General features: G+C 36.9%; 25 protein-coding genes. All 25 read right to left on the bottom strand.

Going from position 1 to position 26,753, the window contains the following annotated elements; all coding sequences use genetic code 11:
• Positions 1 to 10: 10 nt before the first annotated feature.
• The 25 genes from K9L86_03130 to K9L86_03010 all read right to left on the bottom strand — a co-directional run bounded on the left by K9L86_03130 (position 11) and on the right by K9L86_03010 (position 26,750).
• On the bottom strand, positions 11 to 757 hold the full coding sequence (locus tag K9L86_03130) for a helix-turn-helix domain-containing protein (protein ID MCF7907855.1): 747 nt from the start codon (positions 755 to 757) through the stop codon (positions 11 to 13).
• On the bottom strand, positions 754 to 2,979 hold the full coding sequence (locus tag K9L86_03125; protein MCF7907854.1) for a DNA translocase FtsK: 2,226 nt from the start codon (positions 2,977 to 2,979) through the stop codon (positions 754 to 756). The genes K9L86_03130 and K9L86_03125 overlap by 4 nt, the downstream gene beginning before the upstream one ends.
• A gap of 2 nt (positions 2,980 to 2,981) precedes the next feature.
• Positions 2,982 to 5,075: a polyribonucleotide nucleotidyltransferase gene (locus tag K9L86_03120; GenBank protein ID MCF7907853.1), complete on the bottom strand. Its 2,094-nt coding sequence runs from the start codon at positions 5,073 to 5,075 to the stop codon at positions 2,982 to 2,984.
• Position 5,076: 1 nt separating this feature from the next.
• Positions 5,077 to 5,340 (bottom strand): 30S ribosomal protein S15, encoded by a 264-nt coding sequence (rpsO, locus tag K9L86_03115; protein ID MCF7907852.1) that lies wholly within the window; start codon positions 5,338 to 5,340, stop codon positions 5,077 to 5,079.
• Between the two features lie 154 nt (positions 5,341 to 5,494).
• Positions 5,495 to 5,707, bottom strand: coding sequence for an exodeoxyribonuclease VII small subunit (gene xseB / locus K9L86_03110; GenBank protein ID MCF7907851.1), 213 nt, complete (start codon positions 5,705 to 5,707; stop codon positions 5,495 to 5,497).
• Positions 5,700 to 7,043: an exodeoxyribonuclease VII large subunit gene (xseA, locus tag K9L86_03105; protein MCF7907850.1), complete on the bottom strand. Its 1,344-nt coding sequence runs from the start codon at positions 7,041 to 7,043 to the stop codon at positions 5,700 to 5,702. Before xseA ends, xseB begins: the two co-directional genes overlap by 8 nt.
• Positions 7,044 to 7,051: 8 nt before the next feature.
• The gene (locus K9L86_03100) at positions 7,052 to 7,996 is read right to left on the bottom strand and encodes a glycosyltransferase family 9 protein (GenBank protein MCF7907849.1); all 945 of its coding nucleotides are present in this window, start codon (positions 7,994 to 7,996) and stop codon (positions 7,052 to 7,054) included.
• Positions 7,993 to 8,757 carry a glycosyltransferase family 2 protein gene (locus K9L86_03095; GenBank protein ID MCF7907848.1) on the bottom strand — a complete coding sequence of 255 codons (765 nt, stop codon included), beginning with the start codon at positions 8,755 to 8,757 and terminating at the stop codon, positions 7,993 to 7,995. Before K9L86_03095 ends, K9L86_03100 begins: the two co-directional genes overlap by 4 nt.
• 1 nt (position 8,758) lies before the next feature.
• Positions 8,759 to 9,508 (bottom strand): glycosyltransferase family 2 protein, encoded by a 750-nt coding sequence (locus tag K9L86_03090; GenBank protein MCF7907847.1) that lies wholly within the window; start codon positions 9,506 to 9,508, stop codon positions 8,759 to 8,761.
• 12 nt (positions 9,509 to 9,520) lie between these two features.
• Positions 9,521 to 10,063 carry a hypothetical protein gene (locus K9L86_03085; GenBank protein MCF7907846.1) on the bottom strand — a complete coding sequence of 181 codons (543 nt, stop codon included), beginning with the start codon at positions 10,061 to 10,063 and terminating at the stop codon, positions 9,521 to 9,523.
• Positions 10,064 to 10,086: 23 nt separating this feature from the next.
• Positions 10,087 to 11,190 carry a sulfate adenylyltransferase gene (gene sat / locus K9L86_03080; GenBank protein ID MCF7907845.1) on the bottom strand — a complete coding sequence of 368 codons (1,104 nt, stop codon included), beginning with the start codon at positions 11,188 to 11,190 and terminating at the stop codon, positions 10,087 to 10,089.
• Entirely contained in the window at positions 11,183 to 12,280 is a 1,098-nt protein-coding gene (locus tag K9L86_03075) for a CDP-glycerol glycerophosphotransferase family protein (GenBank protein ID MCF7907844.1), read from the bottom strand. The genes sat and K9L86_03075 overlap by 8 nt, the downstream gene beginning before the upstream one ends.
• Positions 12,281 to 12,296: 16 nt before the next feature.
• Entirely contained in the window at positions 12,297 to 13,403 is a 1,107-nt protein-coding gene (locus K9L86_03070) for a DegT/DnrJ/EryC1/StrS family aminotransferase (protein ID MCF7907843.1), read from the bottom strand.
• Positions 13,404 to 13,410: 7 nt separating this feature from the next.
• On the bottom strand, positions 13,411 to 14,019 hold the full coding sequence (locus K9L86_03065; protein MCF7907842.1) for an N-acetyltransferase: 609 nt from the start codon (positions 14,017 to 14,019) through the stop codon (positions 13,411 to 13,413).
• A complete protein-coding gene (locus K9L86_03060; GenBank protein MCF7907841.1) occupies positions 14,016 to 15,023 on the bottom strand; it encodes a Gfo/Idh/MocA family oxidoreductase in 1,008 nt (335 codons plus the stop codon). The genes K9L86_03065 and K9L86_03060 overlap by 4 nt, the downstream gene beginning before the upstream one ends.
• 50 nt (positions 15,024 to 15,073) lie before the next feature.
• The gene (locus K9L86_03055; GenBank protein ID MCF7907840.1) at positions 15,074 to 16,096 is read right to left on the bottom strand and encodes a glycosyltransferase family 2 protein; all 1,023 of its coding nucleotides are present in this window, start codon (positions 16,094 to 16,096) and stop codon (positions 15,074 to 15,076) included.
• A complete protein-coding gene (locus K9L86_03050) occupies positions 16,093 to 17,592 on the bottom strand; it encodes a glycosyltransferase family 39 protein (GenBank protein ID MCF7907839.1) in 1,500 nt (499 codons plus the stop codon). Before K9L86_03050 ends, K9L86_03055 begins: the two co-directional genes overlap by 4 nt.
• A 1-nt stretch (position 17,593) precedes the next feature.
• Complete coding sequence (locus tag K9L86_03045; protein MCF7907838.1) at positions 17,594 to 19,015, bottom strand: B12-binding domain-containing radical SAM protein; 1,422 nt, start codon at positions 19,013 to 19,015, stop codon at positions 17,594 to 17,596.
• 7 nt (positions 19,016 to 19,022) lie between these two features.
• A complete protein-coding gene (locus K9L86_03040; protein ID MCF7907837.1) occupies positions 19,023 to 19,775 on the bottom strand; it encodes a glycosyltransferase in 753 nt (250 codons plus the stop codon).
• On the bottom strand, positions 19,768 to 20,931 hold the full coding sequence (locus tag K9L86_03035) for a DegT/DnrJ/EryC1/StrS family aminotransferase (protein MCF7907836.1): 1,164 nt from the start codon (positions 20,929 to 20,931) through the stop codon (positions 19,768 to 19,770). Before K9L86_03035 ends, K9L86_03040 begins: the two co-directional genes overlap by 8 nt.
• On the bottom strand, positions 20,919 to 21,371 hold the full coding sequence (locus K9L86_03030; GenBank protein MCF7907835.1) for a hypothetical protein: 453 nt from the start codon (positions 21,369 to 21,371) through the stop codon (positions 20,919 to 20,921). Before K9L86_03030 ends, K9L86_03035 begins: the two co-directional genes overlap by 13 nt.
• A 182-nt stretch (positions 21,372 to 21,553) precedes the next feature.
• Positions 21,554 to 22,423 carry a glycosyltransferase gene (locus tag K9L86_03025; protein ID MCF7907834.1) on the bottom strand — a complete coding sequence of 290 codons (870 nt, stop codon included), beginning with the start codon at positions 22,421 to 22,423 and terminating at the stop codon, positions 21,554 to 21,556.
• 1 nt (position 22,424) lies between these two features.
• Positions 22,425 to 24,293 carry an alkaline phosphatase family protein gene (locus K9L86_03020; GenBank protein MCF7907833.1) on the bottom strand — a complete coding sequence of 623 codons (1,869 nt, stop codon included), beginning with the start codon at positions 24,291 to 24,293 and terminating at the stop codon, positions 22,425 to 22,427.
• A 28-nt stretch (positions 24,294 to 24,321) separates the two neighbouring features.
• Entirely contained in the window at positions 24,322 to 25,395 is a 1,074-nt protein-coding gene (locus tag K9L86_03015; protein ID MCF7907832.1) for a glycosyltransferase family 9 protein, read from the bottom strand.
• Positions 25,392 to 26,750 (bottom strand): alkaline phosphatase family protein, encoded by a 1,359-nt coding sequence (locus tag K9L86_03010; protein MCF7907831.1) that lies wholly within the window; start codon positions 26,748 to 26,750, stop codon positions 25,392 to 25,394. Before K9L86_03010 ends, K9L86_03015 begins: the two co-directional genes overlap by 4 nt.
• Between the last annotated feature and the right edge of the window lie 3 nt (positions 26,751 to 26,753).

Below are 26,753 nucleotides of genomic sequence, written 5' to 3'. Positions count from 1 at the left end.
TTGGTACGAGTTATTTATCAACCGAGATGCCCGAATGTGTGACCTTAAGGCTCTTTATCGGCTTTCGTAGAGATGTCAGGGTGGGAATTGACTTTCCGTTCACTTCTAAATAGACTGCAGAACCATCGCTTATCTTGAGTTCTATCTCTTTTTTTCCTTTCCAACTTTCCCGGGCCCCTTTAGCAAGAAGTCCGTCAAAGTATAATGTACCATCAACAACTACCCTTAAAAAACACTTTCGTTTAACGGTCAGAGAAACTAAAAGTTCGCCCTTAGTGACTAAGGGGGTAGTTATATTCTCAGTTTGGACTATTGTTTCCTGTTTTGGTTTACCTTTAAATATTTTTGCTATTCCGCCAATAATTTTCCCGCCGACTACAACTAAAATCCAAAGCAAAACCAGACCTAAAACTATAAGTAAGATTTTCTTTTTTAATTCCGGTGATATCTTAGCTGGTTTGGGTTTAGCCTCTTGGCCTACCTTGGCAACTGGAACTTTTCGGATAAACTTAGCTTTCTTATTCGGAATACTGAGAGAATTTATTTCTTCTAAGGCCGTACCTAAATCTACCCCCAGAAACTCTGCATAGATTCTCATGAAACCCCTTAAGTAGATCGGGCTTATATTAGTAAGATCACCGGATTCAATATCTCTAATCGCTGAAGGATGGATCTTGGTTTTCTCAACCGTATATTCAATGCTATAGCCGAGAGCACAACGCTTCTCTTTCAACCTATGACATAGCTCTTTAATCATAACCAACCCCTTTCAGCTAAGTACTTCTCAGGCTCAACTATAATCTCCCTAGCCTTGCTTCCGCAAAACGGACCAACAATTCCCTCCTGCTCCATTATATCTAGCAATCGGGCGGCTCGGGTATAACCAACCCGCATTCTTCGTTGCAGTATCGAAGCTGAAGCCTGACGAGCACCGAGAATAACCTTTACCGCATCATCAAATAGCTCATCGCTACCTAGATTAGTTTTAGCTTTCTTTTCAGCTTCAGAAATTGCCTCTTCATAAACTGGCCTTCCTTGAACTTTGACAAAATTAGCAAGAATCTCGATATCTTCATCGTCAAGAAAAGAACCTTGAGCTCGAATTAACTTTAAAGCGCCTGGCTTTAAGAAAAGTAAATCTCCATTACCAAGAAGTTTATCAGCCCCCATTGAATCCAAAACCGTACGCGAGTCAACCTTAGAAGCTACCTTAAAAGAAATACGTGAAGGAAAGTTAGCTTTAATTACTCCGGTAATAACATCCACTGATGGCCGCTGGGTAGCTAAAACCAAGTGAATACCTACTGCCCGGGAAAGCTGAGCCAATCTTTGAATCGTAGTCTCAATGCTATCACGAGCAACTATCATTAAATCGGCCAACTCATCAACAATAATAACGATATAAGGAAGTTTTTTACCTTTTTTATTGTAAGCCTGTATATTGCGACAACCTTCATCAGCCAAGAGCTGGTATCTTCTTTCCATCTCTTCAGTTGCCCAGTTCAAAGCTAAAAATGCTTTTTTGGCTTCGGAGATAATCGGATGGATAAGATGAGGAATTCCGGAAAATATTGCTAGTTCGACCATTTTTGGATCAACCATTATGAATTTAACCTCATCCGGTCGAGCTTTAAAAAGAATTGATGAAATTAAAGAGTTAACGCAGATGGTTTTTCCGGCACCGGTTGCGCCGGCAATTAAAAGGTGCGGCATCTCAGTAAGATCGGCAACCACCGGATTCCCCGAAACATCTTTTCCAATAGCAACGCTGAGTTTCGAGGTAGCGTTAGTAAAAGCTTTTTCTTCAATAACTTCTCTTAAAAATACAAAGTTCTTTACGCTGTTAGGAATCTCAACACCAACCGTCCCCTTTCCAGGAATCGGAGCGACTATCCGAACATGCGAAGACTTCATTGATAAAGCTATATCATCAGCGAGTACTGAAATTTTCTGAATTTTCGTACCTGACTGAGGAGAAACTTCGTACATAGTAACCACCGGCCCCTTCTGGACACTAACCACTTTGGCTTCAACACCGAAATCAAGTAAGGTTTTCTCTAACTCCTTAATCTTAGACTTTATATCATCTTTGGACTGACGTTGATCAGAATAAGGGGGCAACTTTATCAATGATGGATGAGGCAACTTGTAGTTACGCGGATCAAAAGGTTTCCCCGGCTGCTCATTTTGAGGATCAAAACCGCTATTGGCAGAATCTTTGTTACCAACTGAAGCTCTTAAACTAGCACTTTTAAGCTTAAGCTCTTCTTTACTGGCCCGCTGAGAAGTTAAATTAGAATCAGTTTCAACCTTAGGCGCATATACTTTTATCTCCGGTTTTATTTTTTCAAATATTTTAGCCGGTGTTATCAATTTCTTTTTCTTGCGTACTAATTCAGGTCCTTCTCCTTGATTAGCCTTTCGATCTCTAATAAAAGAAACTAAACTAATGATTAAAGCTTTAATTGCCTTAACTAGATCGACAAAGAAAAAACCAAATAAAAGAGTTGCGTTTACCGCTATAAGTAGAAATAAAGTAAGTAAGGCGCCGTGGGTCCCAAGATATTTCTTAAAAAATGAAGCTAAAGAAAAACCAATAATCCCAGAAGCACTAAATATATCGACCTGGCTTTGAGGAAATACCCCAATAAAAGCCGCAAGGAAAGAAACAAAAAATATAAAAGCAAATAGACTGATTGTCTTTCGACTAGCTAAACCGGTAGAACGCACAATCCCCAAAGTATTAAAACCAGTTAAAAAAAGATAGACCGGAATAAAATAAGCTGTATAGCCGATAAGAAAAAATAGTAAGAATGCCAAATAGGCTCCACCAATACCAATAAGATTGGTAATTGCGGCTGCTTTTGGGGCTGTTAAAAAAGAAATATCAACAGGATTGTAAGATATAAGACTGAAGAGAATCAGAATTGAAGCGAGGAATAAAGTAACACTCTTCAGAAAAGAAGAGAGATGCTTCATGGTTATGAGTTTTCTGGCTTTGCTTGTTTAATACTCAGGCGAATTTTGCCCTGAGGGTCTATTCCGATTACTTTTGTGGTTACTACGTCACCCAGTTTCAAAAATTCGTTTACGTCTTTGACAAATCCATCGGCTAGCTCTGAAACGTGTACTAATCCAGACTTACCCGGGGCAATTTCACAAAAGGCACCAAAGCTAACAATACGCTCGACGGTAGCCTCATAGATTTCGCCAACCTCTACTTCTTTGACTAGGTTTTCGATTTGCCTAACTGCTTTTTCTAATTCTGCTGTAGTCTGAGCAGCAACTGAAACTGTACCGGTCTCATCAGAAATATCAACAGTAACATTATTTTCACGCTGAATTCTTTTAATAATCTTTCCACCGGGCCCGATAATCGCACCAATTTTCTCAGGATTTATATCAAATGACTTTATCTTCGGTGCATATTCAGAAAGAGATTCCCGAGGTGCTGATATAGCTTTAACCATATGCTCTAATATTTTAGCCCGGGCTTCTTTGGCCCGAGCAAGAGTATCTTCAATCATCTTAAAATTTAATCCATCAATTTTTGTATCAAGTTGAATTGCCGTAATACCATTTTTAGTCCCGGCCACCTTAAAATCCATATCACCATAATGATCTTCGGCTCCAGCAATATCAGTAAGAATTTTATATTCCTCACCCTTAGTGACCATACCAATAGCAATTCCGGAAACTAGCTCCTCTATCGGAACTCCAGCATCCATCAATGAAAGCGAAGCTGCACAAGCTGAAGCCATGCTTGAAGAACCATTTGATTCTAGAATTTCTGAAACTAGCCTTATCGTGTAAGGAAAATCTTCCTTGGAAGGAATTAACGGTGTTAGTGATTTCTCAGCTAAGGCACCATGGCCAACTTCTCTTCTTGAGGGGCCACGCATAAATTTAACTTCACCAACACTAAAAGGCGGGAAACTATAATGAAAAATAAAATTCTTATAATCTTTTCCTTCTAAAGTCTCAATCAGCTGCTCATCAGAACTGGTACCCAAAGTAACCACAGCTAAGGATTGAGTCTGACCGCGGGTAAAGGTTGCTGAACCATGAGTTCTTGGCAAAACCCCGACCTTACATTCAATATTACGAATATCAGTTATCGACCGACCATCCGGTCGCTTACCTTCTTTAAGGATCTTTTCACGTAAAATATCTTCTTCAACAACTTCCAATGCATTCTTTATGTCTGTTTCGGTTATTTCAGAATCTTCAGTTATTAACTCTTCAACCAAAAAAGAAAGAACTTCCTCTGACTGAAGATGTTTTTGGTCGCGATCAACAACGGCGTAAATTTTCTCAAGCTTGGCACTAGCCTTAACCTTAACCTGCTTAAGTAAATCCTCATTTATCTTGGATAATTCCGGCTGACGTTTCTTTTTACCAACCTTTTTAGCTAAATCCTTCTGTAAAGTAATGATTTCTTTTATAAATGGATGGGCAAAATTAATTGCTTCTAAAACATCTTTTTCAGCAACCTCTTTTAGACCTCCCTCAAGCATCACAATCTTTGAATCAGTCCCCACTACTACTAAGTCCATATCCGAAGATGTCCTCTGTTCATAGCTAGGGTTAATTATTAACTTATTCTCTAATCTTGAAACTCTCACTGCGCCAACTGGATTATCAAAAGGAATATCAGAAATAACTAAGGCGCAACTTGCTGCATTAACCGCCAAGATATCCGGATCATTTACTCCGTCACTAGATAAAACCATGTTGATTAACTGAACTTCATTAGTTAATCCTTTAGGAAAAAGTGGCCTTAAGGGTCGATCAATAAGACGGGCAGTTAAGATTTCATCATCCTTGGACCTTCCCTCTTTCTTGAAAAAACCTCCCGGTATCTTTCCCATTGCATAGGTTCTTTCTTGATATTCAACGGTAAGCGGGAAAAAACCTCTTCCCGGAGAAGGCTCCTTAGACATACAGGCCGTGGTTAAAACTAAAGTATCACCCAAAGAAGCACAAACGCTTCCATGAGCTTGTTTGGCCCACTGTCCGGTAGAAAAACTAAGTGTACTCTTTCCTAATTTGGAAGTAGATACTGAAGCGGTCATATTATTTAAGTTTAAGCTCCTTCGTGACCTCAGCATAGCTTTGAGGTTCTTTTATAGCGAGATAACTCAAGAGGCGACGACGTCTTCCAACAAGAGTTAACAGGCCACGGCGGGAATGAAAATCTTTCTTGTGCTTTTTAAGGTGATCGGTAAGATAATTTATCCTCTCACTTAGCAGAGCTATCTGGACCGTTGCTGAACCAGTATCCTCAACATGCACCTTAAATTTCTCAATTAATTTCTTCTTTTTGCTCTTTTCAATCATAATAAATCACCTTAATTAACTACTCTAATTAACTACTTTTGCTTACCTTCTCAACCCTCACTTCAAAAAAATTGAAATTGGGAAAGGAAGCGGGAAGCCACCGTAGGAAGGTATTATAACAAAAGCTTCAAATTAGGTCAAGTAGATTAAATATCTACTTCGCCGGATCCTTTTCGAACTCTTTTACTATCTTTCTAACCTCTAATTCAGTACTTTCAATTCTTTCCCGGCATAGCTTAATCAGCTCAACTGCTCGCTTTACCTTTTGTGAAACTTCATCGACATCGATCTGCTCAGATTCAAGACCATTAAGGATAGCCTGTAGCTCAACTATGGCTTCGCGATACTTGGTGGGTTTTTTACTCATTTGTTTTCTCCTTTTTCTTAACTTCAGAATCTATTTTACCATCATAAAGAACTGTAGTAACCCGATCACCAACCTCAACATCTTTAATTGACTTAAATATCTGCCCATTCTTATAAGTTAAGGAATAACCGCGCCGCAAGACCTGTTTCGGATCTAATATGCTCACCTTCTCTTCTAAATGGCTCAACTGCTCAAAAAGACTTCTAAAAACATTGGGCAAGGCTGTCTTAAGAGTCAAAACAGTACTCTTTAAAAATTCATTTTGCTGAGCTAAACTAACTCTTAAAATTGCTGCTATCGAATGCATCTTTTCTAAAATATCTTCACGATGAACCACAAAATAACGCGAAACAATCGAGTCAATACTAATGGCTACGTTTTGAAGCTGACTCTTAGCGCTTTCAACTAAACTTTCTCCTTTAGTTAAGATATCCTTTTCTAAATTATCCAGCTTTTGTGAAAGCTCCTGCATCTTTTCAACTAAAACCTGAGCAGCCTTAGTCGGAGTTTTACAAAAAGTATGAGCAACCATATCAGTAATCGTAGTGTTTATCTGATGCCCGATAGCCGAAATAACCGGAAAATTTAAATCAGCTATGGCCTCAGCAATCTTTTTATTATCAAAATAGCTCAAATCAGCTACTGAGCCACCACCTCGGGTAACAATAACAACGTCTAACTCACTAGGGCTCAATTTGTTAAAGAAATCTAACCCTTTGAGCAAATCAGCCTCGACTAAGGCGCCCTGCATATGACAGTTAATAGCTAAAACCTTAAAAGCAAAGCCGCTTAAGCTTAATTCATTGGTAAAATCATGATAAGCAGCTGAATCATAAGCAGTGATCAAGCCGACCTTCAAAGGCAAAAGCGGCAATTGGTGTAGCTTATTCTTCTCAAAAGCCCCCTTTTGCTTTAACTCTTCAATTATTTTTAATCTATTCTGGGCAACCTTACCTAAAGTATAAACCGTATCAATGTCAACAATTACAATGCTATATTGACCAGTCGGAGCATGTAGACTAACTTCACATAAAAACTTTACCTCAATATCGTTCTTGAGTTCAAAAGCTCCTTTGGTTTCTTGAATTCTCCGATCAATCACTGGTTTACGCCCGGCAAAAAGAGCAACCTTAACTTTAGCTACAATTCCTTCAACTTCAGAACCCTTTTGAACTAATTCAAAGTAAGTGTGTCTTTTGCCGCGATCAGGACGCAATCCTTGAATTTCACCACAAACCCAAACCTGTTCAGGAAACTTATCTTTAATAGCCGAACGAACAGTATTATTAAGTTCTAAAACTGTGTAGACTTTAGGGATATTGAATAAACTATCCATAATTAAAATTATTGTTTAAGGATAAAATTTACTGCCTCAGTAACTTGATTAGAAAAATCCTCTTTTGGTTTTAGCTCAAAAACCAAAGACTTGGTTTTCCAGGGACCCCAACGTTTAGGATTTGAAGTGGTAAATAAGCTTACCACCGGAATTTTGAATAAACTGGCTAAATGCATTGGCCCCGAATCTAACCCAACAAAGGCTGAGCAGTTATATTTCATAAAAGCAGCTAGATTACGCAAGCTCATAGTTCCAACTAAGTCAATAATTCCCAGCTCAGCTGCTAATTCCTTAGCCTCTTCTTTTTCGCTGGTTGCGCCAATAAGTACAATATTTTCAAAGCCTTTTTCTTTTAACCGTCTTATTAAGCTTCGCCAGAACTCAAAATAAACCTTCTTTAAGGGATTAGAAGTAAATGGATGAACTATTAAATAAGAACTTGAGATATCTAAATCTTCTTTTAAAAAATCTAGTGACTCTTGCCCGTCGACCTTAAGATCAACTTCGAGCGCTGGCAAATCCCCACAAATCAACCTTACTAATTCTATATTATATTCAACCTCGTGTTTCTCTTCCAAATACTTTTTATCTTTAATTTTTTTATTTAAACACCAGCCCCACTTTCGATCATAGCCAACCCGTAAAGGTATACCGGCTAGCTTAGCAGCTAGATGAAACTCCTTTTTAGGGTTCATAGCCACTAAACAGTCTATTTTTTCTTTTCTTAAGCAGGCTGCTAAACGAAAAACTCCTTTAAAGCCAGAAAAGCTATTTTCTTTATATTCTAAAAAATAATCGATGAAGTCGACATCCTTGGTTAGCTCAATATTAGTTTTTTGAGCCAAAAGGTAAACATCACTTTGAGGATAATTAAGTTTGAAAAGTTTAATTGCTGGGAGGCTCAATAAAAACTCTCCCAATCTGTCTGAACGAATGAATAAAACTTTTTTCACTTTTTACTGACTAGTTCCCAATACTTTGCCCATTTAATAAATTCCACCCAAACAAAAAGAATACTGAATACTAAACCATGCATTCCTTCCTTGAACCCTTTTTTCTTTATGTAAGTCTTCCAAAATACCTTACGCATTCGTTTTAAAAGATTCTTTTTTATAAATTTATCATCTTTAATGCCTAAATCATCGAGCATCCTTTGTGACTGAAGGTTAGTGTATCTGTTTTGACGCCTGATGAAATCCGATATATTGTCAAAAGGATAATGCTCTACTGCTGCCTCCAACTTACCAATCGGACCATCAACAACAAGAGTTTCATGAATGCTGCCTTCATAATGAGCCTTGCCTTTCCTTAAAAAATGAGCAGAGTAGTGGTACCATCCTCCATACCGCATGGCTTTACCTAAAAAGAAATTCTGCCTGCGAAATTTATAGGCATTATATTTTTCATCACCACTAAGCACTTCCTTTACAGCCTTGCGCATATCTTCGCTCACTACCTCATCAGCGTCTAACTGAAGAATCCAATCTCCAGAAGCATGTTCAATGCCGGCGTTTCTTTCTTTATCAAAACCTTCGAATTTTCTTTGAACGATCTTAGCGCCATACTCTTTACAAATATCGACCGTCGAATCGGTCGAGAATCCATCAACCACTACCACCTGATCTGCCCATTTTATACTCTCGAGGCAATTTCTTATCTTAGCCTCTGCATTCTTAGTGATTATAACCGCTGAAAAACTCAACCTTGTTTTCACTCTATCTCCTAATTGCCCACACCTTTATATAGACAAAAAAACATTCAAAAGCAGCGACAAGAGAAATCAACAACCCTGCCATCCCTTGCTTTGAGCCCCGATGACGAAAGTATTGTTTTTTAAATGTTCTCAAGGGTTTTGTGATTACAAACCGCTTTTTAAAAATTAACCCCTGGCCAAAAAATTCTTCTGCCAAATTATCTGACTCTTTATTTACTTTAGAAAAACACTGTTCTAAAGATCTATAAACGTAATGTTCAATATACCCGTTTAGATTATCAATCTTGCCTTCAAAAACAATACAGCCACGTTGTCGCTCTTGGAATTTAGCCATACCTTTTCTAAAAATATATAATTTACGATCGGGATAAAAACCGGCCGTCTTAACCCAATGGTTCAAAAAATAATTTCTTGTATTAATTAAATACCCATCTGCATCCTTTAACTTATTTTCTTTAACTCTCTTTTCTAATTCAAGCCTTAGAGCCAACGGTATTCTTTTGTCGGATTCAAGCAAAAATATCCAATTTTTACTTGCTGCGGCTATAGCTTGATTCCACCGCTGTCCAGAATTAAGCTGTGGGTCGATCTTGACTATTCTATCTGTATATTTAGTAACAATCTCAATTGTTTGGTCACTGCTTTCAGCATCTGCAACAACAATTTCATCAGCCCAGCTTGCTGAATCAAGACAGTCTTTGATAGTGTCTTGAGCATTCTCGGTAACGATAACTACGGATATATCCGACATTCCATAATCCTCTTATAAGTCTTCATTCGCTGCAAATATCACACCTTGCAACTCAAGCACGCTAATATTATTTTTCCTGCATTTATCTTTTACCAACTGAACATATTGTTCAAATAATTCCTTATGCTCCTTTAAATCAGTATATAGATCCTCTTTATCTAGCATTATAAATTTTTCACCCTTTTCTAGCTGGCCAAGTATCTTTTCTAAATTGTCTATTCCTTCTCTTGACTCCACCTTAGGTATTAATATTACTCTCTGAGGAACTTTCTTTCTCATTTCAATAATTTGTTCGGCTGCTGTCACATTGGTCACCCCAAAATATTTTATATTGTCAAACCTATCCATGGCTCCCAATAAATCGTCTAAACCTAAAATAGGGATCGGCGGTTTGAATCGCCCTTCAGGAAAATCCAAAAATACATCATTCTTAATTTGCTTTAGTAAGCTGAATAACTCTTCCTGACTTTTAATCCAAGCAACATTTACCCTAAATACAGCAGTATCAGGAAAAGGAATATGCAACAATCTTGCATGTTGTGAAATTATTAACATCTTGTTTACTCCTTATTTAAGTTTTAAGAAAAAACGCTTTCACCGAGGTCTTCAAGCAAGTTTGCGATTTCAGGACGCATCAGCCACTTAGGGAGCTTTTTCTTTTCCTTTATGAATTTACGAGCTAATGTTCCGCTGACTTCTGACCTATAAGACTCATCATGCGAGCAGGTGCTTTCGGTAGCCATAGCTTCACATTTATTGCAATAAAACGGTCCCTTAAATAATAAAGGGGTTATGCCCAAAGATGGCAAACTAGAAAATATCTTATGTCCGGCATACTTCTCATAGTATCCGCCTACGCCAGCATGATCTCTACCAATAATTATATGTGTACAACCATAATTTTTCCGCACCAAGGCATGAAATACAGCTTCTCTTGGCCCGGCAAATTTCATGCCTATGCCCAAAGCCGAGAGAAGAGCTTTATTTTTTGGATAATAGTTATCAATTAAACTTTGATAGCCCTTTATTATAAGCTCTTTCTTGAAATCACCGGGTTTTGTAAAGCCAACCGCAGGATGGATCAAAATTCCATCGGCATATTCCATAGCACAGCGCTGAAGATACTCATGGGCTCTGTGCACCACATTCCGGGTATGAAAAGCAACAACCGTTTTCCAATTATTTTTTTCAAACTGGGCTTTTGTCTCTTTCGGGGTCATGGTGAATTTACGCATATCAAAATCAAAATTATTTAAAACCGATATAACCCGGCCCCCTACAAGGACCTCTCCCATCTTAAGCACCTTTGCTACTCCTGAATGAGCTACATCTTTAGTACCATAAACCTTATCGCAATACAAAGATTTATCATGTTCATAAATATCTTCCACAGAAAAAAGAAAATTTTCCTGATCCTGGCCGTCACCAAGCAATATTTCATCCCCGATTTTAATTGATGCTGCTTCTTTTTTACTTATATCTAACACTATTGGCAAAGTCCAAACATCACCTTTTACAAGGCGCATATTATTCAAAACTGATTCAAAGTCAGCCTTTCCCATAAAACCATCAACTGGAGCGTACCCACCTATAGCTATTTGCTCGGCATCCATAAGGATTTCTTGGCTGACTTTCAGTTTAACTAAGAAACTATTTTTTGAGGAAAGCGGCTTTTTATTCATCTGTATTCTTTAGATTAAAAGACTGATAAATTTGCGAAACTGCGCATTTTGCAGAAAACCCAATATTATAAAAATACTCTTTACTCATGGCTATCCGTTTTTGACTCAAATTGCCAGGATTAGCAAGTTCTCCCAAAACTGCCTCTTTTAAAGCCTCTCCTTGAGAAGCTTCTATTACCGCGCGATCTAAATAGGCTTTATGATCAAGCCCTGGCCAGAACTTTTTAAACTCATCAACATCTACCTTCATGCATACTATTGGCTTATCTAATATAGAAAACTGATGTACAACAGCACTAACGTCGCTGACAAGCAAATCACTAATTTTCATGTAAGGTATAATATCAAAATCATCTATTAAATGTACATTCTTATTCTCGCTTAGCACCAAATTCAAAAACTCCCGCCATCTAATTTTATTTACCTGTTGATAATAAAATTTATCGTGCAACTTAAGAAGAAGATTAGCCTTAATTGAGGTTAAAGTTTTAAGTGTTGTTTGAACATCTTCAAGAAAGCTCTCTATCGGCGCCCAGACTGGAGCGTAAAGTATAGTCGGAAGACTCTTATCTAAGCCAAGTCTCTCAGACAAACCAGTGTCGATATTATCTAAAAGAGCATCTGTTTGCGGCATGCCTACTTCTTTTAATCTCGGATCATCAACTTCAAAAATACCTGCCTCGATAAACTTACGCTTCATGTACGGCCCAATTAAAAAAATCTGATCAAAGCTTTTTGCCTCTTCACTAACTGAGAAATTTCTAAAAGAAGTGGTGTGAAAAAACTGAATAGTTGAAGAATAGTTATTGTCAATCATGTGATAATCTGGGCTAATATAGATGTCAAAACTCAAAGTTTTTGCGAACTTTTCTCTTATGATGAATTTCTTATCTATATTAAAAGGTTTATAGAGTTCACGCGGCCGGTCTTTACTTTGATACATACCAGAGAATAAAATTTCAACTCTTGGATCCTGCTTAAGGATCTCATAAATTGGCCTAAACTGTATGAAATTAGCATGGCAGACTCCAGCAAAAAGAATTCTCTTCTTTTTACTTTTTTTCTGCCAAGATTTAAAAAATAGCTTCATTTATCAACTAGGTTGCTTACTGCAAAAAATCACTTATTTTTTTCACAACATATTCAATTTGCTCTTCTTTTAACCCTGGGTACATCGGCAAAGAAAGAATCTGATCAGCAGTCTTTTCTGTAACAGGAAGGTCTCCCTTCTTATAATCTAAATCAGAAAAAGCCGGCTGCAAATGAATCGGAATAGGATAATGTATACCGGTACTAATCCCTGCCTTTTTAAGATATTCCTGTAAGTCATCTCTTTTTTCTGCCCTAATTACATAAAGATGCCAAACATGTTTTACTGATGACATTTCTTTAGGAATTAAGATACGGTCACTGATGCTTTGAAGCAAGGTTTTATAAACTTGAGCACTTTTTCTTCGCTCTTCATTACATTGGTCTAAATAGCCAAGCTTAACTCTCAATATTTCTGCCTGAATTGTATCTAAACGAGAATTATACCCTTTTACTAAATGATGATACTTTTGTTTCTGGCCATAGTTTCTCAACATGATCAATTCATCTTTAACCTTTTCATCGTTAGTCACTACTATACCGGCATCACCAAAAGCACCTAAATTTTTACCAGGATAAAAGCTAAAGGCTGCAGCGTTACCGAATCCTCCCACCTTTTTGCCTTTATATTCAGCACCGTGAGCCTGGCAAGCATCCTCAACAACTATTAAGTTGTGTTTCTTAGCTAAAGCAAGTAAAGGCTCTAAATCTATCGGTTGACCATAAAGATGCACTGGTAGGATAGCTTTGGTTTTGCTATTTATTACCGCTTCTGTCTTTTTTATATCTAAATTATAGGTTTCTTCATCTATGTCTACTAAGATAATCTTTGCTCCGGTATAATAAATAGCTAAGGCTGTTGCAATAAATGTATTTGCCGGAGTAATTACTTCATCTCCCCTGCCGACTCCTAAGCTTTTTAGAGACAAAAATAAAGCAGCAGTTCCCGAAGCAATACCTACAGCATGTTTTGCGCCACAATAATTAGCAAATTCCTGCTCAAACTTTTGAACACTTTCACCTAAAATAAAAGAACCGCTTTCAACTGTTTCAATTAACCGTTGATTGATTTCCTTGCTCAACTTACGATATTGAATCTGTAAATCCACAAAAGGAACGTTCATCTTATTATTACTCATAGGCTCTATCCTTTATTCTTGCTTTGCACTTTAAATCTTTAATTCTTCCGCCTACTTTTGCCGGTGAGCCAAAAACTACCACGTTAGCCGCAACATCCTTAGTGACAACGCTGCCGGCTCCAACTAAAGAATTTTCCCCAATTACAATATTAGGTAAAAGCGTAACATTCACCCCGATCCGTGCCCCTTTTTTTATTAATGGGCCTTTCATGCATTTTGTACAGATAGGATGAGGATCATTTGCAATCATTACCCCGGGAGCTAGAAAAACATCATCTTCAATGACAGTAAACTGAGCTACATAAGTATTGGCGTGGATCTTAACATTATTGCCAATTTCACATCCATAATCAATGGTAGAGTTATTCCAAATACTTAAATTATTGCCGATTTTGTTTTGTTCGCGAATCACAACATTGTGCCCTGTCTCCAATCCATCGCCAATCTTAGTATTTGAATAAATAACCGTATTTGACCTTACCCTTGCATCTTTTCCGATAATCGTCTTTGAAATCTTAATTTTCCTGCCTGTTTTCTCACCTAAGATTACCGATTTATCAATTTTAGAATTTTTTCCAATTAAGAAATTCTTCGTTTTCATACTTTAACCACCCTAGCTCCCAATACTAAAGATTTATTTATTGCATTCATTATCTTAACAACACTCGCACCGTCTTCTCCATCAACAAATGGCTTCTTTCCGTTTTTAAGACAGTTTAAAAAATGTTGGCATTGAAGTCGTAGCGGTTCCTCGGGACCAATTTTGGGACTAAGAATATCGCCGTCTCTTAAAAGTAATTGGAATTCACCAAAATTGGCATATGACTTATCTACAGATATTCCTTTCTTGTACAGTTTTATCTTTTCCATACTATTTAAATCATCAAAAACCACTCTGGCCCGACTGCCGATTACCTGAATTTCTCTAACCTTATTGGAATCGGCCCAGCTAGCATGAATATTAGCAATTATACCCTTCGGGTAAATTAAATTAATAAACACTACATCTTGTTTCGGACTTCTCAAAAAGGATCCGCCCAAAGCTGAAACACTAATCGGCATTTCTCCTAATAAATAAGAAAATATAGATATATCATGTGGTACTAAATCCCAACTCACATTTACATCGTTACGGACTAAACCTAAATGTGTCCTGGTTGCATGCAAATAATAAATCTTTCCCACAGCACCTTTTTTTATATAATCCTTCAACTTTCTTACAGCCGGATTAAACAAAAAAGTGTGACCAACCATAAGGATTCTTTTCTTTTCTTTTGCCAAATTGACCAACTTTTTACAATCTGCATAGTTTAAAGCCATTGGCTTTTCTAATAAAATATGCTTACCGGCTGAAAGTGCATCTTTAGCGATTTTATAATGAGTTCGAGCAGGAGTAGCAATGACAACCGCATCAATACGCTTGTCCCTAAGCACATCCTTGTAATCTTCAACAACCTCTATCGATCTGTAGTGTTTCTTAACCTTATCTAAATTATCTTTTGATAAGTCACAACAAACTAATACTGATGAATCTTCTAACTGACTAAAATTACGCAGATAATTCGGGCCCCAATGTCCACAACCGATAATTCCAATTCTCTTCATTTTTTTCTCCCTTAAAGGCTTCTTTGTATGCTCTTTTAAAATATAAGGCCTTATTCTGCGCAGATCACCTCTGCTTTATGAATATATTTAAAACTGTTTAACCTTTTAGCATAACTCTTGCTATTTACGTATATCTTATCAAATTTCTTCTTACGTTTCAAAATAATCAAAAAATTAGTTAAATTAAAAAAAGGCTTTGGGCGATTATAGACATAAATATTAGAGTGCTTTCTAATCTCTAACTTATCTCTGCCTTTTGAAAAAATCCAAACAATATTTCCCTCACGGGCCAATTTTAAAGCTTCGGCTCCTATTCTTTCTATATAAAGATGGTCTTCTTTATTCAAAACATAAAGTATGCGCTTTAAGCTTCCCCATTTAGCATAGAAGGTCTGTTTATTGTCCTCAAAGTTCTGGTTGAATTTCTTAAATCTTATAAATGAACGTCTTTCTTGATGATGAACATAGGCAGCCTTGGCGCAAACAGATAGATAACCTTGTTTTTGAGCTCTTTTGCAAAAATCAGCGTCTTCGAAATTACCCATTCCATATACTTCATCAAGCAACCCTACCTCTTCAATAATTTTACGTTTAATCAACATACAAAATCCAGTTGCCCAGGCTAGTTCAGAATATTCTCCCGAGTAAGATTTCCGCTCCTCGGCAAACGACTCCAAAGAATCTCCGCGCTTTGGATTACAACCTAAAGTATTACTACTAGGATTGACTATGCCTATATCTTCTCTGCTAGTTGCCAATTTAACCATTTCTCTAAGCCAACCCTTAGTGACTATTGTATCGTTATTTAAAAGACATAAATAAGGGGCCTTAGAGGCTCTTATTCCCTGATTAGTTGCTTTAATAAATCCTAGATTATTTTCATTTCTAATCAGGGTAATTTCGTTCTTTCTTTGTTGAGCCAACTTGAATAAATATTCTTTAGTTTCACTATCGCTGCCGTTATCAATAACAATCAAATGAAAAGGGTATTCTGTCTGGCTCAATACGCTCTCTATACAATCTCTTGTAAAATCAATCAGATTCCAAACCGGAATAATAATGTCGCAGCTCATTTTTTCTTATATATTACAACCGGCGGCCAATCTGATACTGTTTTGAATTTATGATAACCAGGGTCGGGCCGATTCTCCCACATTATGTCAGGATAATCCAGTATTATTTTTTGATATCTCTCATTTATCTCTCTAAGATAATCTTTGTCTAAATTCTTCAAAGGAAACCAACCATCTCTGATAACAATCCATTCTGGAAAGGTTTTACACTTAAAGCAACTATTGTCGACACGAAGATCAGTATAAAAAATCGTAGCATAATCACCATAAATTAGCTTAACCGTATCTGTTGGCTTTGCCTGGCGATTTAAAAACTTTACTATTCCTTCTACCGGACCGTCATAATCATGGGTTAATTCATAAACTATATTAACCGGATGAATCGATAGTTTATTATGAGAGAAACTTCCCCGATTAAATATATTTGTAAAACAAATAATAACAAAAAGTAAAACCGCAGCTATTTTATTTATCTTTAACCATCCGACAATTAAAACTCCTAGGATAATAGAAAAAATTGGCAATAAATGCACGAGATATCTTAATTGCCTCTCATCGGCCAAAAGAAGAAAACAAATAGTAGAAATAAATACACAAATCAAAAGCCAAAGGTTTTGCTTATCTAACGGTTTGCCCAATATTGGAAAAACTTTTTTCCTAAAGAAGCTAAAAAAAGTTAAACTGAAGAATAAAAATCCTACAGGAAAAATATACTTATTAAGTGAACGAAAATAGAATTCTAAATGGTCCTCTGTCCGCTCGAAGGTTATCTTTCCGCTATACTCCACACTACCAAGATACAATAAAGAAGGTAAAGTTAATATGGTAATCATAAAAAGACAAAATACTATCTTTTTTATCCCAATCGCCTTAATGTTACTTCTGTTAAAAATAAAGAAATGAGAAGCTAGACCTAAGAATACGGAAAAGAAAATTCCGTAATTAGAGTGAAAAAGTAATACAGCGCTAAGCACAAAACCTAAAATAGCTTTCTTCTTACTTTTGACTAAATCTAAGTACGAAACTAGCAGCCAAAGGGTGAAAAAAGTGGTAAGTGGATACCACCTGGCTTGACGCATATAGAGGAAAAAAATACTGGAAAAAGCCATGAAGGCGCAAGCAATTCTTGAAACTAATCTATTTTTAAACAGCCGCTCGGCCAATAAAAAGCACAACAGTAAAGCACCAACGCCAAATATAGCAAAAGGCAAGCGAGCAGCAAAGGTGGTTTCTCCTAATAACCAAAATGATCCAGCCACAAGATAAAATTGAAGCCAGGGAGCATACTTCCAACCCTTATCGACACAAGGATCTTCATAGATGTTGAGAATAAGATTTTTTCCATCAAAAGCCTTAGGGATTCCAAAGTTTAACGTGTTCCTACCTAAAACTGCGGTTGTGGCTTCATCTTGCCAAAGATAGGTGCCTCCTAAATTAGTAAATAGGATTACCACTGCAAAAAAACAAAGTAAAATTAAAACAACGTCTTTTTTCATTTTAAATCTCAAAAATAGCAAAAAATCCGTTTATTTGGCCTTTTAACTGGTGAAAAGTTCGGATAGAAAATAGTCTTTTTAATATATATTTCCATCTTAAGTAAAACCTTTTATTAGCTTTATCTAAAAATCGAGAAAACCCCTCCGCAGTCATACCTTCATTAACATAATGAATTTGAGTGTGGTCTAATATAGTACTCTTAGAAAAATCAAAAGAATATCCCTGCTGCCTAAGATTCTGGTACAATTCTGTTCCCGGAAAAGGTATGAATTTATTAAAATGGGCGTAATCTAAATCCATATCTATAGCAAAACGCACGGTTCTCTCTAAACTCTCCCAAGTTTCACCAGGGGTTCCAACGATAAAATCCCCTCTCACTTCAAGGCCAGCTTCTTTAGTCAAACGAACTGCTCTTTTGTTCAACTCTACAGTATTGCCTTTTTTAAGCAGTTTGAGGACTCGGTCATCACCAGATTCAAAACCATATAAAACTTGCCAACAACCAACCTGCCTCATTCGCTTTAGTAGCGGACCATCCACGCAGGCTGCTTTGGTAAGACAGGTCCAAGCAAGCTTAAGTTTTCGCTTTTCAAATTCATCGCAAATTTTATAAACTCTTTTTTTATCCAAAGTAAAAGTATCATCAAAAAACCTTATCTCTTTTACTCCATATTTTGATACTACCTCTTCTATCTCTTCAAAAATATTAGCTACACTTCTCATCCGGCAGCGTTCACCGAATATTTTTCGATCACAAAAAGTACATTTTGAAGGACAACCACGAGAAGTCATAATCACAACATAAGGGACTTTACGACAAGAAGCTGGAGTAGGACGATAAAATTTAGGATGTGGCAAAAGATGCCTTGCCGGGAGTGGTAAAGAATCTAAATCCTCAACAAAAGCCTGTTTTTCATTTTGATGAATGCCTTGATCATCTCTATAAATAATACCAGGAACTTCTTTTAAATTCTCAAATCCTTCATTTTTATAATTTTTAAATAACTGCTCAATAATTAACTCTCCCTCACCGATTATTCCAATATCAAAAAGACCGGTCTCTAGGGTCTCTTTAGGTAAAGCTGTTACCTGAGCGCCTCCGATCAAAATCTTTGCTTGAGGAAGATTTTTTCGGACAAAAGCTGCTACCTTTTTGGCTTTGAGAAATGCCGGAGTAGTAACTGTGAGACCAACTACATCCGGAGATTCTATTTTTATGCTATTAAAAAGACTGTCGAAAGAAATTCCGGTAGCACAATCGACTATTTTTACTTCTATCCCGATTCTTTCTAAAACCGCAGCAATATAAGCAATCCCTAAAGGCGGCACAATATTTAACACCTTTATAATGCTTTTAGTTTTGCCTACTGACTCTTCTTCATGCTCAAAAGGAGGACTAATTAATAAAACTTTAGGTTTCATATTTTTTTTAATATTCATAATTTCGCGTAAGCAACAAACGCAAGACTGTAGCTATATACTTTCTTCCTCGCTTAAAATAATCCTTAAGGTTATTACCTGTTTTAGAATATCCCCTTCTTCTGGAAGCCCAAACATAGGGAATTTCAACCACCCGATACCTTAACTTTAAGGCCCGATATATAAAATCAATGAAATACTCACCATAATCACCCCTTAATTTAATCCGTTTAAAAATATCGCGCCGGGCAACTACAAAACCACTGGTATAATCCCTAACTCTGTGGTCAAGAAAAATCTGAATAAAAAAATTCATCAGCCTGCTACCTGAAGCCGCTAAAATCGTATCTGAATCCTCCAAAGTTTCTTCTCTCCAAGTACCCCCTAAAACAAAACGAGAACCTAAAGCTATATCATAATCTGCATTTACTAAAGATAGAAGTACCGGAAAGTATCTAGGTGGCATGGAAAAATCGCAATCCATCCAGCCAACAGTATCTCCGCTAGCTAGCTCTATGCCTCTCCAAATACTATTTCTTAAGCTAGGGTTTTTAAGCCTTCTTTCCAGTTTTAGAAAAGGGTATTTTCCGCTTTCGATCATATCTTCAACAACATCAGCCGTCCCATCAGGAGAATCATCATCAACAACTATTATTTCCTGAAGATGCTCAGTGGCCTCAGCTATGCTTTCTATCAAAGGTCTTATATTTTCAGCCTCATCGTAAGTAGGCAAAATTACTGAAAGTGATAAATGTTTATTCATTAAATATCTCCTTTAAAGCTCGCGAAACTTCATCTATCTGAAAATCAGTTATCGCTTGGCCACTAGGAAGATAAAAACCAGAACGAGCAATTTTTTCAGTAACCGGGTATCTCTCACCCTTAAACAGCCCCTGCTCATGAAACACAGGCTGCTCATGCATTCCAATAAAAAAGGGACGAGTTTGTACTCCAGCCTGCTCTAAAACTTTCATTAGCTTGTATGCCGGCCATCTAAAATACTCTTCTGGACTTATATTTTTCCAGTCTTTTTCAAAAAACTCCTGGCTTTGTTTATCTTCCTTAAGGAGCACATTATACATCCAAATAACATTCTTGGCCCATTTATGCTCCATAGGTAATTGAAGCGGTAAATTTACTAAGGCCTGCGAATACTTTTTGGCCATGTCAATTTTACGTTCAATGAACCTATCGATATTCTCTAATTGGGCTAAGCCTAAAGCAGCTTGGATATTAGTCATTCGATAGTTATAGCCTAGCCGGTAATGCAAAAATCTTGGTGATTTTAAAAAACAAAGATTTTTGAGCTTACGCAAACGTTGAGCAATTACAGTATCAGAGGTTAAAACCATACCTCCTTCGCCAGTAGTTATATTTTTATTTGCATAGAATGAAAAACAGGAAAGCTTACCAAAACTACCGCATTTTTTTCCTCGATATTCACCTCCCTGGGTCTGAGCCACATCTTCAATAACAACAAGACCGTGTTTCTGAGCAATGTCCATTATTGGCTTCATTTCAACTGGATGTCCGTACATATGTACCGGCATAATTGCCACGGTCCGGTCAGTAATTTTTGCTTCTATCCGGCTTACTTGCATACAGTAAGTTTCCGAATCACAATCAACAAGCACTGGCTTACAACCAGCTTTAGTAACCGCCTGGACGCAAGAAATAATAGTAAAACTAGGTAGAATTATTTCACTTCCCTTAGGAAAATTGCAAGCATCTACAGCTAACTCTAAAGCAACCGTTCCGTTACAAACAGCAATACCATATTTTTGACCGCAATACTTTGCCCATTCGGATTCGAAACGCTCAAGAAAACTGCCAGAAGAAGAAATCCAATTAGTCTTAAGACACTCGGAAACGTACTTTAATTCATTGCCCGGCAGCAATGGTTCATTTACGGGGATAATGGTTCACCATCCTTCTTTAGCTTTTCTTGCTCTGGGTAAGCCGAGGGAAACCTTTCCTTTTCCTGAACTCCGATATAAGGACCTTGTTTTATTTCCAGAAGTAAACTTGGTTCATAAAAATGAATACCATGCCCACCAAAAACTAAAATAATAATATCACCGGGAAATATCTCCCGGCTTTCTAAATATTGTTTATCTTGAGAATAAAAATCAATCCGGGCATGGCCGGTTTTAAGAATTAAAACTTCAGAAGTACCCTCAAGGCTACGCGGCATATTATGATGAATATGAGCTGCCACCTCCTGACCGGTATCGTAAAATATATATCCAACCTGTTGCTTAAATTCATTAGGTGTAAAAAACTCAGTCTGAGAAGGATTATAGTCTCCTCTTATAATAAGGCCTAAAAGTTCACCTTTATGTTCTATGCGTTCTTTCATAAATTACCTCTCTTTTATTTGTGAAGACTCCCCGGACTAAAAGGCCGGGGGCTTCCTCCCGAGCAGAAATCCTAAAAGAGCATTCATCCCTCGGGCTAAAGCCCGGGTATTTCTGCGAGGGATTAAATTCCTTATATTAACCAATTTATAATGTATTGGCAACACATTTACTCATATATGTCCTATATCCTCAACTGATTAAATTTTCCGCCCCATTTAAAAGCAAGATAATTAAACAAGGTTTGAACCCGATGATAATAAGTGTGTCTTTCAGTCACCAGCTCAAACCCGGCCTGAGCAATACGCTCTCGCTCGCTATCATTATGTAAATAATACTCAATTAATCGCAAAAGTTCTTTTTCATTGCTATAGGTAACAAGGTGCTTTCCTTCTTCAAATAGTTCGTAAAAGCCGTTATCTTTTATCCGATTCGTCAACAAAAAACAACCACAAGACATTATCTCAAAATTACGCATATTAACACCGTTAGCAATAGCATAGTTAAAGCCAATTTTAGAAGAGCTATAGATCTCACTCATCTGTTTAAACTTTGCCCCCTTGATATAACTATTCGGGTACTTCTCTCTCAAAACATCTATCAGGCGTCCGCGAGGAAACTTACGGGCTTGGGAACCAACAAAGCCGATATCATATTTTTTAGGTAAGTTTAATTTTTTATGAATCTGGGGATCACAAGAGAGCGGAAGCCGCTGAAAATCAACATTCCTCACCTGCCGACGCAAAGACAACAAACCAGTTTTTTCTGAACAAAACACTACATCGTAATGTCTTGCTTGTCGCCGGATTTTTTTATAAGGCTTTTTTAAATGGGTATCGATAACATAAAATACGGCCGGACGGAGATCCTCAGGAAGATCATATTTGTAATCGCCGTGATCGATTCGCAAGTAAAGATCAAACTGTTTTGGAATATTATCCGCATCTTTGGTCCAGAAATGACTATAGTTGATTCTATTTTCCTGAAATACCTTCTCGATATAGATACCAGTAGTAGAATTATTATCCTTATTGTAAATTAAAGCTATTTTCATATTAATCTATATAACCTAAGGACCTAAGGCGTTCTTCTATACCTTTGCGGCTAGCCTCATCCAATTTAAAGCTCCTATCATTTAACTTATCGCTAGTGTGTTCGTAACTATCAATATAGTTAAAAGGAAAAGCATTCAAAAATTGATCGCTAAACAACTCCTTAGCTACCCTGCCCGGCATATCATTTGCCAATGGTAAGCCCAACAAGCATAAAACCGTAGGCAAAACATCATATATCGAAAGAGAACTTAAGTTTTTACCCTTAGCGATATAAGGTCCATAAGCAATCAACACCGCATCGGGGGCATTCTCATGTTCACTACCGTCTAAATTAAATCCGTGGTCAGAAGCTATGACTATATTGCAATCTTGACCAAGCTTACTTAAAAGTTTAGCAATTTCACTATCTAAATATTCATAATAACGCAAAATACATTTATCAAACGATTCAGCCTCTTTTTTAAATTTTTCGCTGTCGCTAACTGAAAGTAGCTCGTTTTTATGCTTTTGATTGTTGCTTGCATCTTTAGAAAATGGCCAGTAATTATGACAAACGGCGTCAATTCCATAAAGATATAAAGAGAAAAAATCAAACTCTTTATTTTGGTCGAGCAAATAACTGCTAACCTGTAAAAAAGTTTTGTCTTTAGTATAATCCCAGGGACTTAACTTATCAACATAAAGTTTCTCAGGATTAATACTTTCGGTTGTAAAATGCATACTGCGTAACTCAGCATCGGCTAAATCAGAAGGCCTAACAATGAAACGCTCAAGATCAGCAAATAGACTTTCCGGATAGACTCTTTGAGGCAATTTGCTTGAGCTAAATCTTTTAAAACCTTGAGCTGCCTCCTCAAAAGGATAAAAAAGCCAACTTACCTGAACCCCCCTAATCTTTTCAGCTGGCCAGCTAAAAATCCACCCTACGTTAATAGAGCTCTTATCGTAATCAGATAATATATTCCAAATGGCCTTAACTCCTCTATCCTCGGTTGAAAAAGGAATTCTTCTAATCAGATTTTTCTTTATTAACCATAAAATAATCCGCTTCGAACGGCAATAGCGCGGATGGACAATATCCCCTACGACTGGAGGCAGAAGGGGAAATTTAGTTTTATACCAATGGGCGATACCGTGATCGGAAGGCGATTTGCCAGTAAGTATAGAGTTCCAAATTAAAGGCGAGAGAGTCGGCTGAATAGTTTTAAGCCTAGCTGACGCCCCCCCGTCAATAAGCCTTCGGAAAGTAAGCAATTTACCTTGATCTATAAATCTCTTTAATAACTGCCAATCGCAACCATCTAATCCTATAAAAGCTACTTTTTTATTAACCTGGTTGACTTCCGGCTTTAAAGAATTATTAGGTTTAATTTGGCTTTTTTGGCCAGTAGTTTTCTTACGAAAAAAAGTTCTTATTAAAGCTGCCAGAAAGCTAATTGAAATTACTAAGCTCAGCCAAACCGCACCCAAAGAAGTAATAATTTTCAATGAAAAACTTTCACGAAAAATTACCAAAAGAACCACCGGGATGAAACTTATGACGGTCGAGGGTATTTCTTTTCCAGTAATATACCATTTGGCAAAAAAGTAAGTCAGAAGATTAATCGTGCAGCCAAGATATACTAAAATAACTGCAGATCTTGATATGCCAAGCAACCCCTCCAATATTAATCCCAACAAACCAGCCAAGGGTATAATTCTTACGCCTAAATAAGCTATATAGGAAAGGCCGGTCAGAAAATAAAACCATAGGTTTCCAATAAAGGAAAAATTAAACCTATTTAGAAAACTTATTCCTATCCCAACAATGACCCCAAAAAGAAAAAAAGTCGCCGCAGCCCACAATATTCCAATAATAAAAATATCCATTAGCTTAAATTATTAAATTAACTTCAGACTATTTTTTATCCATTAAAGACTTAACCGCTTTAAAAACTTCACTGACTTCGAGATCGTTCAAACATTTTTTATTATAAACACATTCTGGCAAACGAAAATTTACATAGCACGGCCGACAACCTATATCAACCTTAAGCACAACATGCTTACTAGAATCAATCGGGTAAGGCCCATAGACTACTTCATTGACCGGACCAAAGATAGATACAGTTTTAATCCCCAAGGCTACGGCCATATGCAATACTCCACCGTCATTGACTACTGCCAGCTGACTTTTGGCTAAGATAGCAAGGAAATCTTCAAGTTCTAGACCGATCGCTTTCTGAGGCTTATTGCTCATTAACCGTTCAACCTTTTCAATGGCTTCCTTTTCCTGTCTACTGCCGGCTAAGATTACTCTAGCTTTAAGCTCGCTTATACTTCTATCGGCTAGCTGAGCAAATTTCTCAAGGTTCCAATGTTTATAACCTGCCTCTAAACCCCAACTTGCACCGCCACAAGGCGCTATAACTATATTTAAATTAGTTTCAGATAAATTATATCTTTGCCAAAGATCTAACTTGTTTTTATCTATTTTACTCAAAAATAGCTCGGTTTTTCGATGAATTGGTTCTAAATTAATGTATTTTAGAAGATCAAGGTAATATTCAATGACATGTTTATCCTTATAGCCGGAAAACTTAATTTTTTTAGTTAAAAATCGACCCCGCCGTTTATAATCATAACCAACTCGCTCTTTTATCCCGGCAATAAAAGATAAAAATCCAAATTGCGGATTTAAAGACAGGTCTAAAGCAACGTCAATTTTCTCTTTTTTTATTTCAGATATAAAACTTAATATTTTTTTAAACCAGCTTATCTTTGATCTCTTTCTTATGGCTTCGAATTCATCCCTTTCATAGATAAAACACTTATCTATTAAGGGGTGATTTTCTAGAATCGGTTGGGCGCGTCGATTGCAAAGGTAGAAAATCTTACTTTCAGGCAAGTTTTCCTTAATGTTCCTTATCAACGGTGTAGAAAACAAAACATCACCGATACCAAAAGGATTAATAATTAAAAATGATTTCATATTCCCATGCTCTTTAATACTCTATCTTTGAAATCAAGGATGCTTATTTGGTTTAATTCTTCTGCACTTTTACTTAAAGGACTATACTCAATAAATACACCTTGCCAATCATGTGCGGCATCGTCAGGACCAGTATCGTTTTCTTCTAGAAAAATCTTTTTATGCCCTACGGTACCTGCACCCCTATATGCTAAGTCATCAAAATAAGCCACAAGGTCCGAAGGGGTTCCATTTAACACTTTATAGACATCCTTAGGCTTATAAACTTTCGTATTCCAAGGTTTACCTAAAGGATCGGTTTCATTTTCTAACTCCTTAATTAGACCGTCGCGCAAACTCTCATATTCAGAATCTCTAACTAACCCTTGAGTTTCGCGGTTCTTTTTATTAATAAAAATCCTTCCACAATGGCCTCCCCAACCCCAGGCCCGAGTTTTTTGCCAATCAACATCTAGCTGATTGAAGCTGGCTATCTTATCAGGATATTTATTTAACACTAAATAACCTTTATCAATAAGCCATTCATTAAGACAAAAAACTCCTTTCATTGACTTTGCCCCGTGATCGGATACTGTAAAAACAGTAGTATCTTTATCCAAAACTGAAAGAATCTTTCCAACTTTTTGATCAATAAATTTATAGTAATCGAAAATGACGTTTTTATACTTATGCTCAGGTTGATAAAGATGGTGTGACGGATCATAATATTTCCAAAAAGCATGCTGAATTCTGTCTACGCCAATCTCAACGAACATAAAAAAATCCCACTGTTTATTTTTTATTAAGTACTCAATAACCTTGAATCTCTTCTCGGTCATCTCCCAGGCAGATTTTATTAGCTTATCTCGATCTTCGGTTCTAAACACCACATCAAGTTTATATTCTCCAACTAACTCTTCAATTTCACCCTTTAAGCTTTCAGGATAAGTAAAATTACTGGCTGCGTCAGGACAAATAAATCCCGAAATCATACCTCCATCAATATGATAAGTTGGGTAACTTGGAGGAACACCTACAAGAACACTTTTCTTTTTTAATTTTGCTAAAATATCCCAAATCTTATCGATTTGAGAAAACTTTTTAGAAGTAGAGATATCAAATTCTGTATAAGAATTATCTTTTCGGGTTCTAAACCCATAAACGCCAATCTCGCCAACATCCAAGCCAGAGCACATGCTCATCCAGGCTGGAATTGTAATCGGCGGATGCACTGAACGCATAGGACAATGAACCCCTTTATCTAGCATCATCTTGAAATTAGGCAGCTCATCTTTAAATTTATCAAAGAGAAGTCTCGGCGGAGCACAATCTAGGCCAATAACAAATGCTTTTTTCTTTCTCGGTTTAAAAAACATTTC

It is taken from the genome of Candidatus Omnitrophota bacterium (assembly GCA_021735655.1).
Lineage (GTDB): Bacteria > Omnitrophota > Gorgyraeia > Duberdicusellales > 4484-171 > JAHKAJ01.
The sequence above is the reverse complement of the archived record's forward strand: the minus strand, read 5'-3'. Positions and strand labels throughout refer to the sequence as shown.

What these genes read in the sequence shown, in the direction of transcription:
- K9L86_03130 (MCF7907855.1), bottom strand. Translation starts at nt 757, where the DNA reads ATGATTAAAGAGCTATGTCATAGGTTGAAAGAGAAGCGTTGTGCTCTC.
- K9L86_03125 (MCF7907854.1), bottom strand. Translation starts at nt 2,979, where the DNA reads ATGAAGCATCTCTCTTCTTTTCTGAAGAGTGTTACTTTATTCCTCGCT.
- K9L86_03120 (MCF7907853.1), bottom strand. Translation starts at nt 5,075, where the DNA reads ATGACCGCTTCAGTATCTACTTCCAAATTAGGAAAGAGTACACTTAGT.
- rpsO (MCF7907852.1), bottom strand. Translation starts at nt 5,340, where the DNA reads ATGATTGAAAAGAGCAAAAAGAAGAAATTAATTGAGAAATTTAAGGTG.
- xseB (MCF7907851.1), bottom strand. Translation starts at nt 5,707, where the DNA reads ATGAGTAAAAAACCCACCAAGTATCGCGAAGCCATAGTTGAGCTACAG.
- xseA (MCF7907850.1), bottom strand. Translation starts at nt 7,043, where the DNA reads ATGGATAGTTTATTCAATATCCCTAAAGTCTACACAGTTTTAGAACTT.
- K9L86_03090 (MCF7907847.1), bottom strand. Translation starts at nt 9,508, where the DNA reads ATGTCGGATATATCCGTAGTTATCGTTACCGAGAATGCTCAAGACACT.
- K9L86_03085 (MCF7907846.1), bottom strand. Translation starts at nt 10,063, where the DNA reads ATGTTAATAATTTCACAACATGCAAGATTGTTGCATATTCCTTTTCCT.
- sat (MCF7907845.1), bottom strand. Translation starts at nt 11,190, where the DNA reads ATGAATAAAAAGCCGCTTTCCTCAAAAAATAGTTTCTTAGTTAAACTG.
- K9L86_03075 (MCF7907844.1), bottom strand. Translation starts at nt 12,280, where the DNA reads ATGAAGCTATTTTTTAAATCTTGGCAGAAAAAAAGTAAAAAGAAGAGA.
- K9L86_03070 (MCF7907843.1), bottom strand. Translation starts at nt 13,403, where the DNA reads ATGAACGTTCCTTTTGTGGATTTACAGATTCAATATCGTAAGTTGAGC.
- K9L86_03065 (MCF7907842.1), bottom strand. Translation starts at nt 14,019, where the DNA reads ATGAAAACGAAGAATTTCTTAATTGGAAAAAATTCTAAAATTGATAAA.
- K9L86_03060 (MCF7907841.1), bottom strand. Translation starts at nt 15,023, where the DNA reads ATGAAGAGAATTGGAATTATCGGTTGTGGACATTGGGGCCCGAATTAT.
- K9L86_03055 (MCF7907840.1), bottom strand. Translation starts at nt 16,096, where the DNA reads ATGAGCTGCGACATTATTATTCCGGTTTGGAATCTGATTGATTTTACA.
- K9L86_03050 (MCF7907839.1), bottom strand. Translation starts at nt 17,592, where the DNA reads ATGAAAAAAGACGTTGTTTTAATTTTACTTTGTTTTTTTGCAGTGGTA.
- K9L86_03045 (MCF7907838.1), bottom strand. Translation starts at nt 19,015, where the DNA reads ATGAAACCTAAAGTTTTATTAATTAGTCCTCCTTTTGAGCATGAAGAA.
- K9L86_03040 (MCF7907837.1), bottom strand. Translation starts at nt 19,775, where the DNA reads ATGAATAAACATTTATCACTTTCAGTAATTTTGCCTACTTACGATGAG.
- K9L86_03030 (MCF7907835.1), bottom strand. Translation starts at nt 21,371, where the DNA reads ATGAAAGAACGCATAGAACATAAAGGTGAACTTTTAGGCCTTATTATA.
- K9L86_03025 (MCF7907834.1), bottom strand. Translation starts at nt 22,423, where the DNA reads ATGAAAATAGCTTTAATTTACAATAAGGATAATAATTCTACTACTGGT.
- K9L86_03020 (MCF7907833.1), bottom strand. Translation starts at nt 24,293, where the DNA reads ATGGATATTTTTATTATTGGAATATTGTGGGCTGCGGCGACTTTTTTT.
- K9L86_03015 (MCF7907832.1), bottom strand. Translation starts at nt 25,395, where the DNA reads ATGAAATCATTTTTAATTATTAATCCTTTTGGTATCGGTGATGTTTTG.
- K9L86_03010 (MCF7907831.1), bottom strand. Translation starts at nt 26,750, where the DNA reads ATGTTTTTTAAACCGAGAAAGAAAAAAGCATTTGTTATTGGCCTAGAT.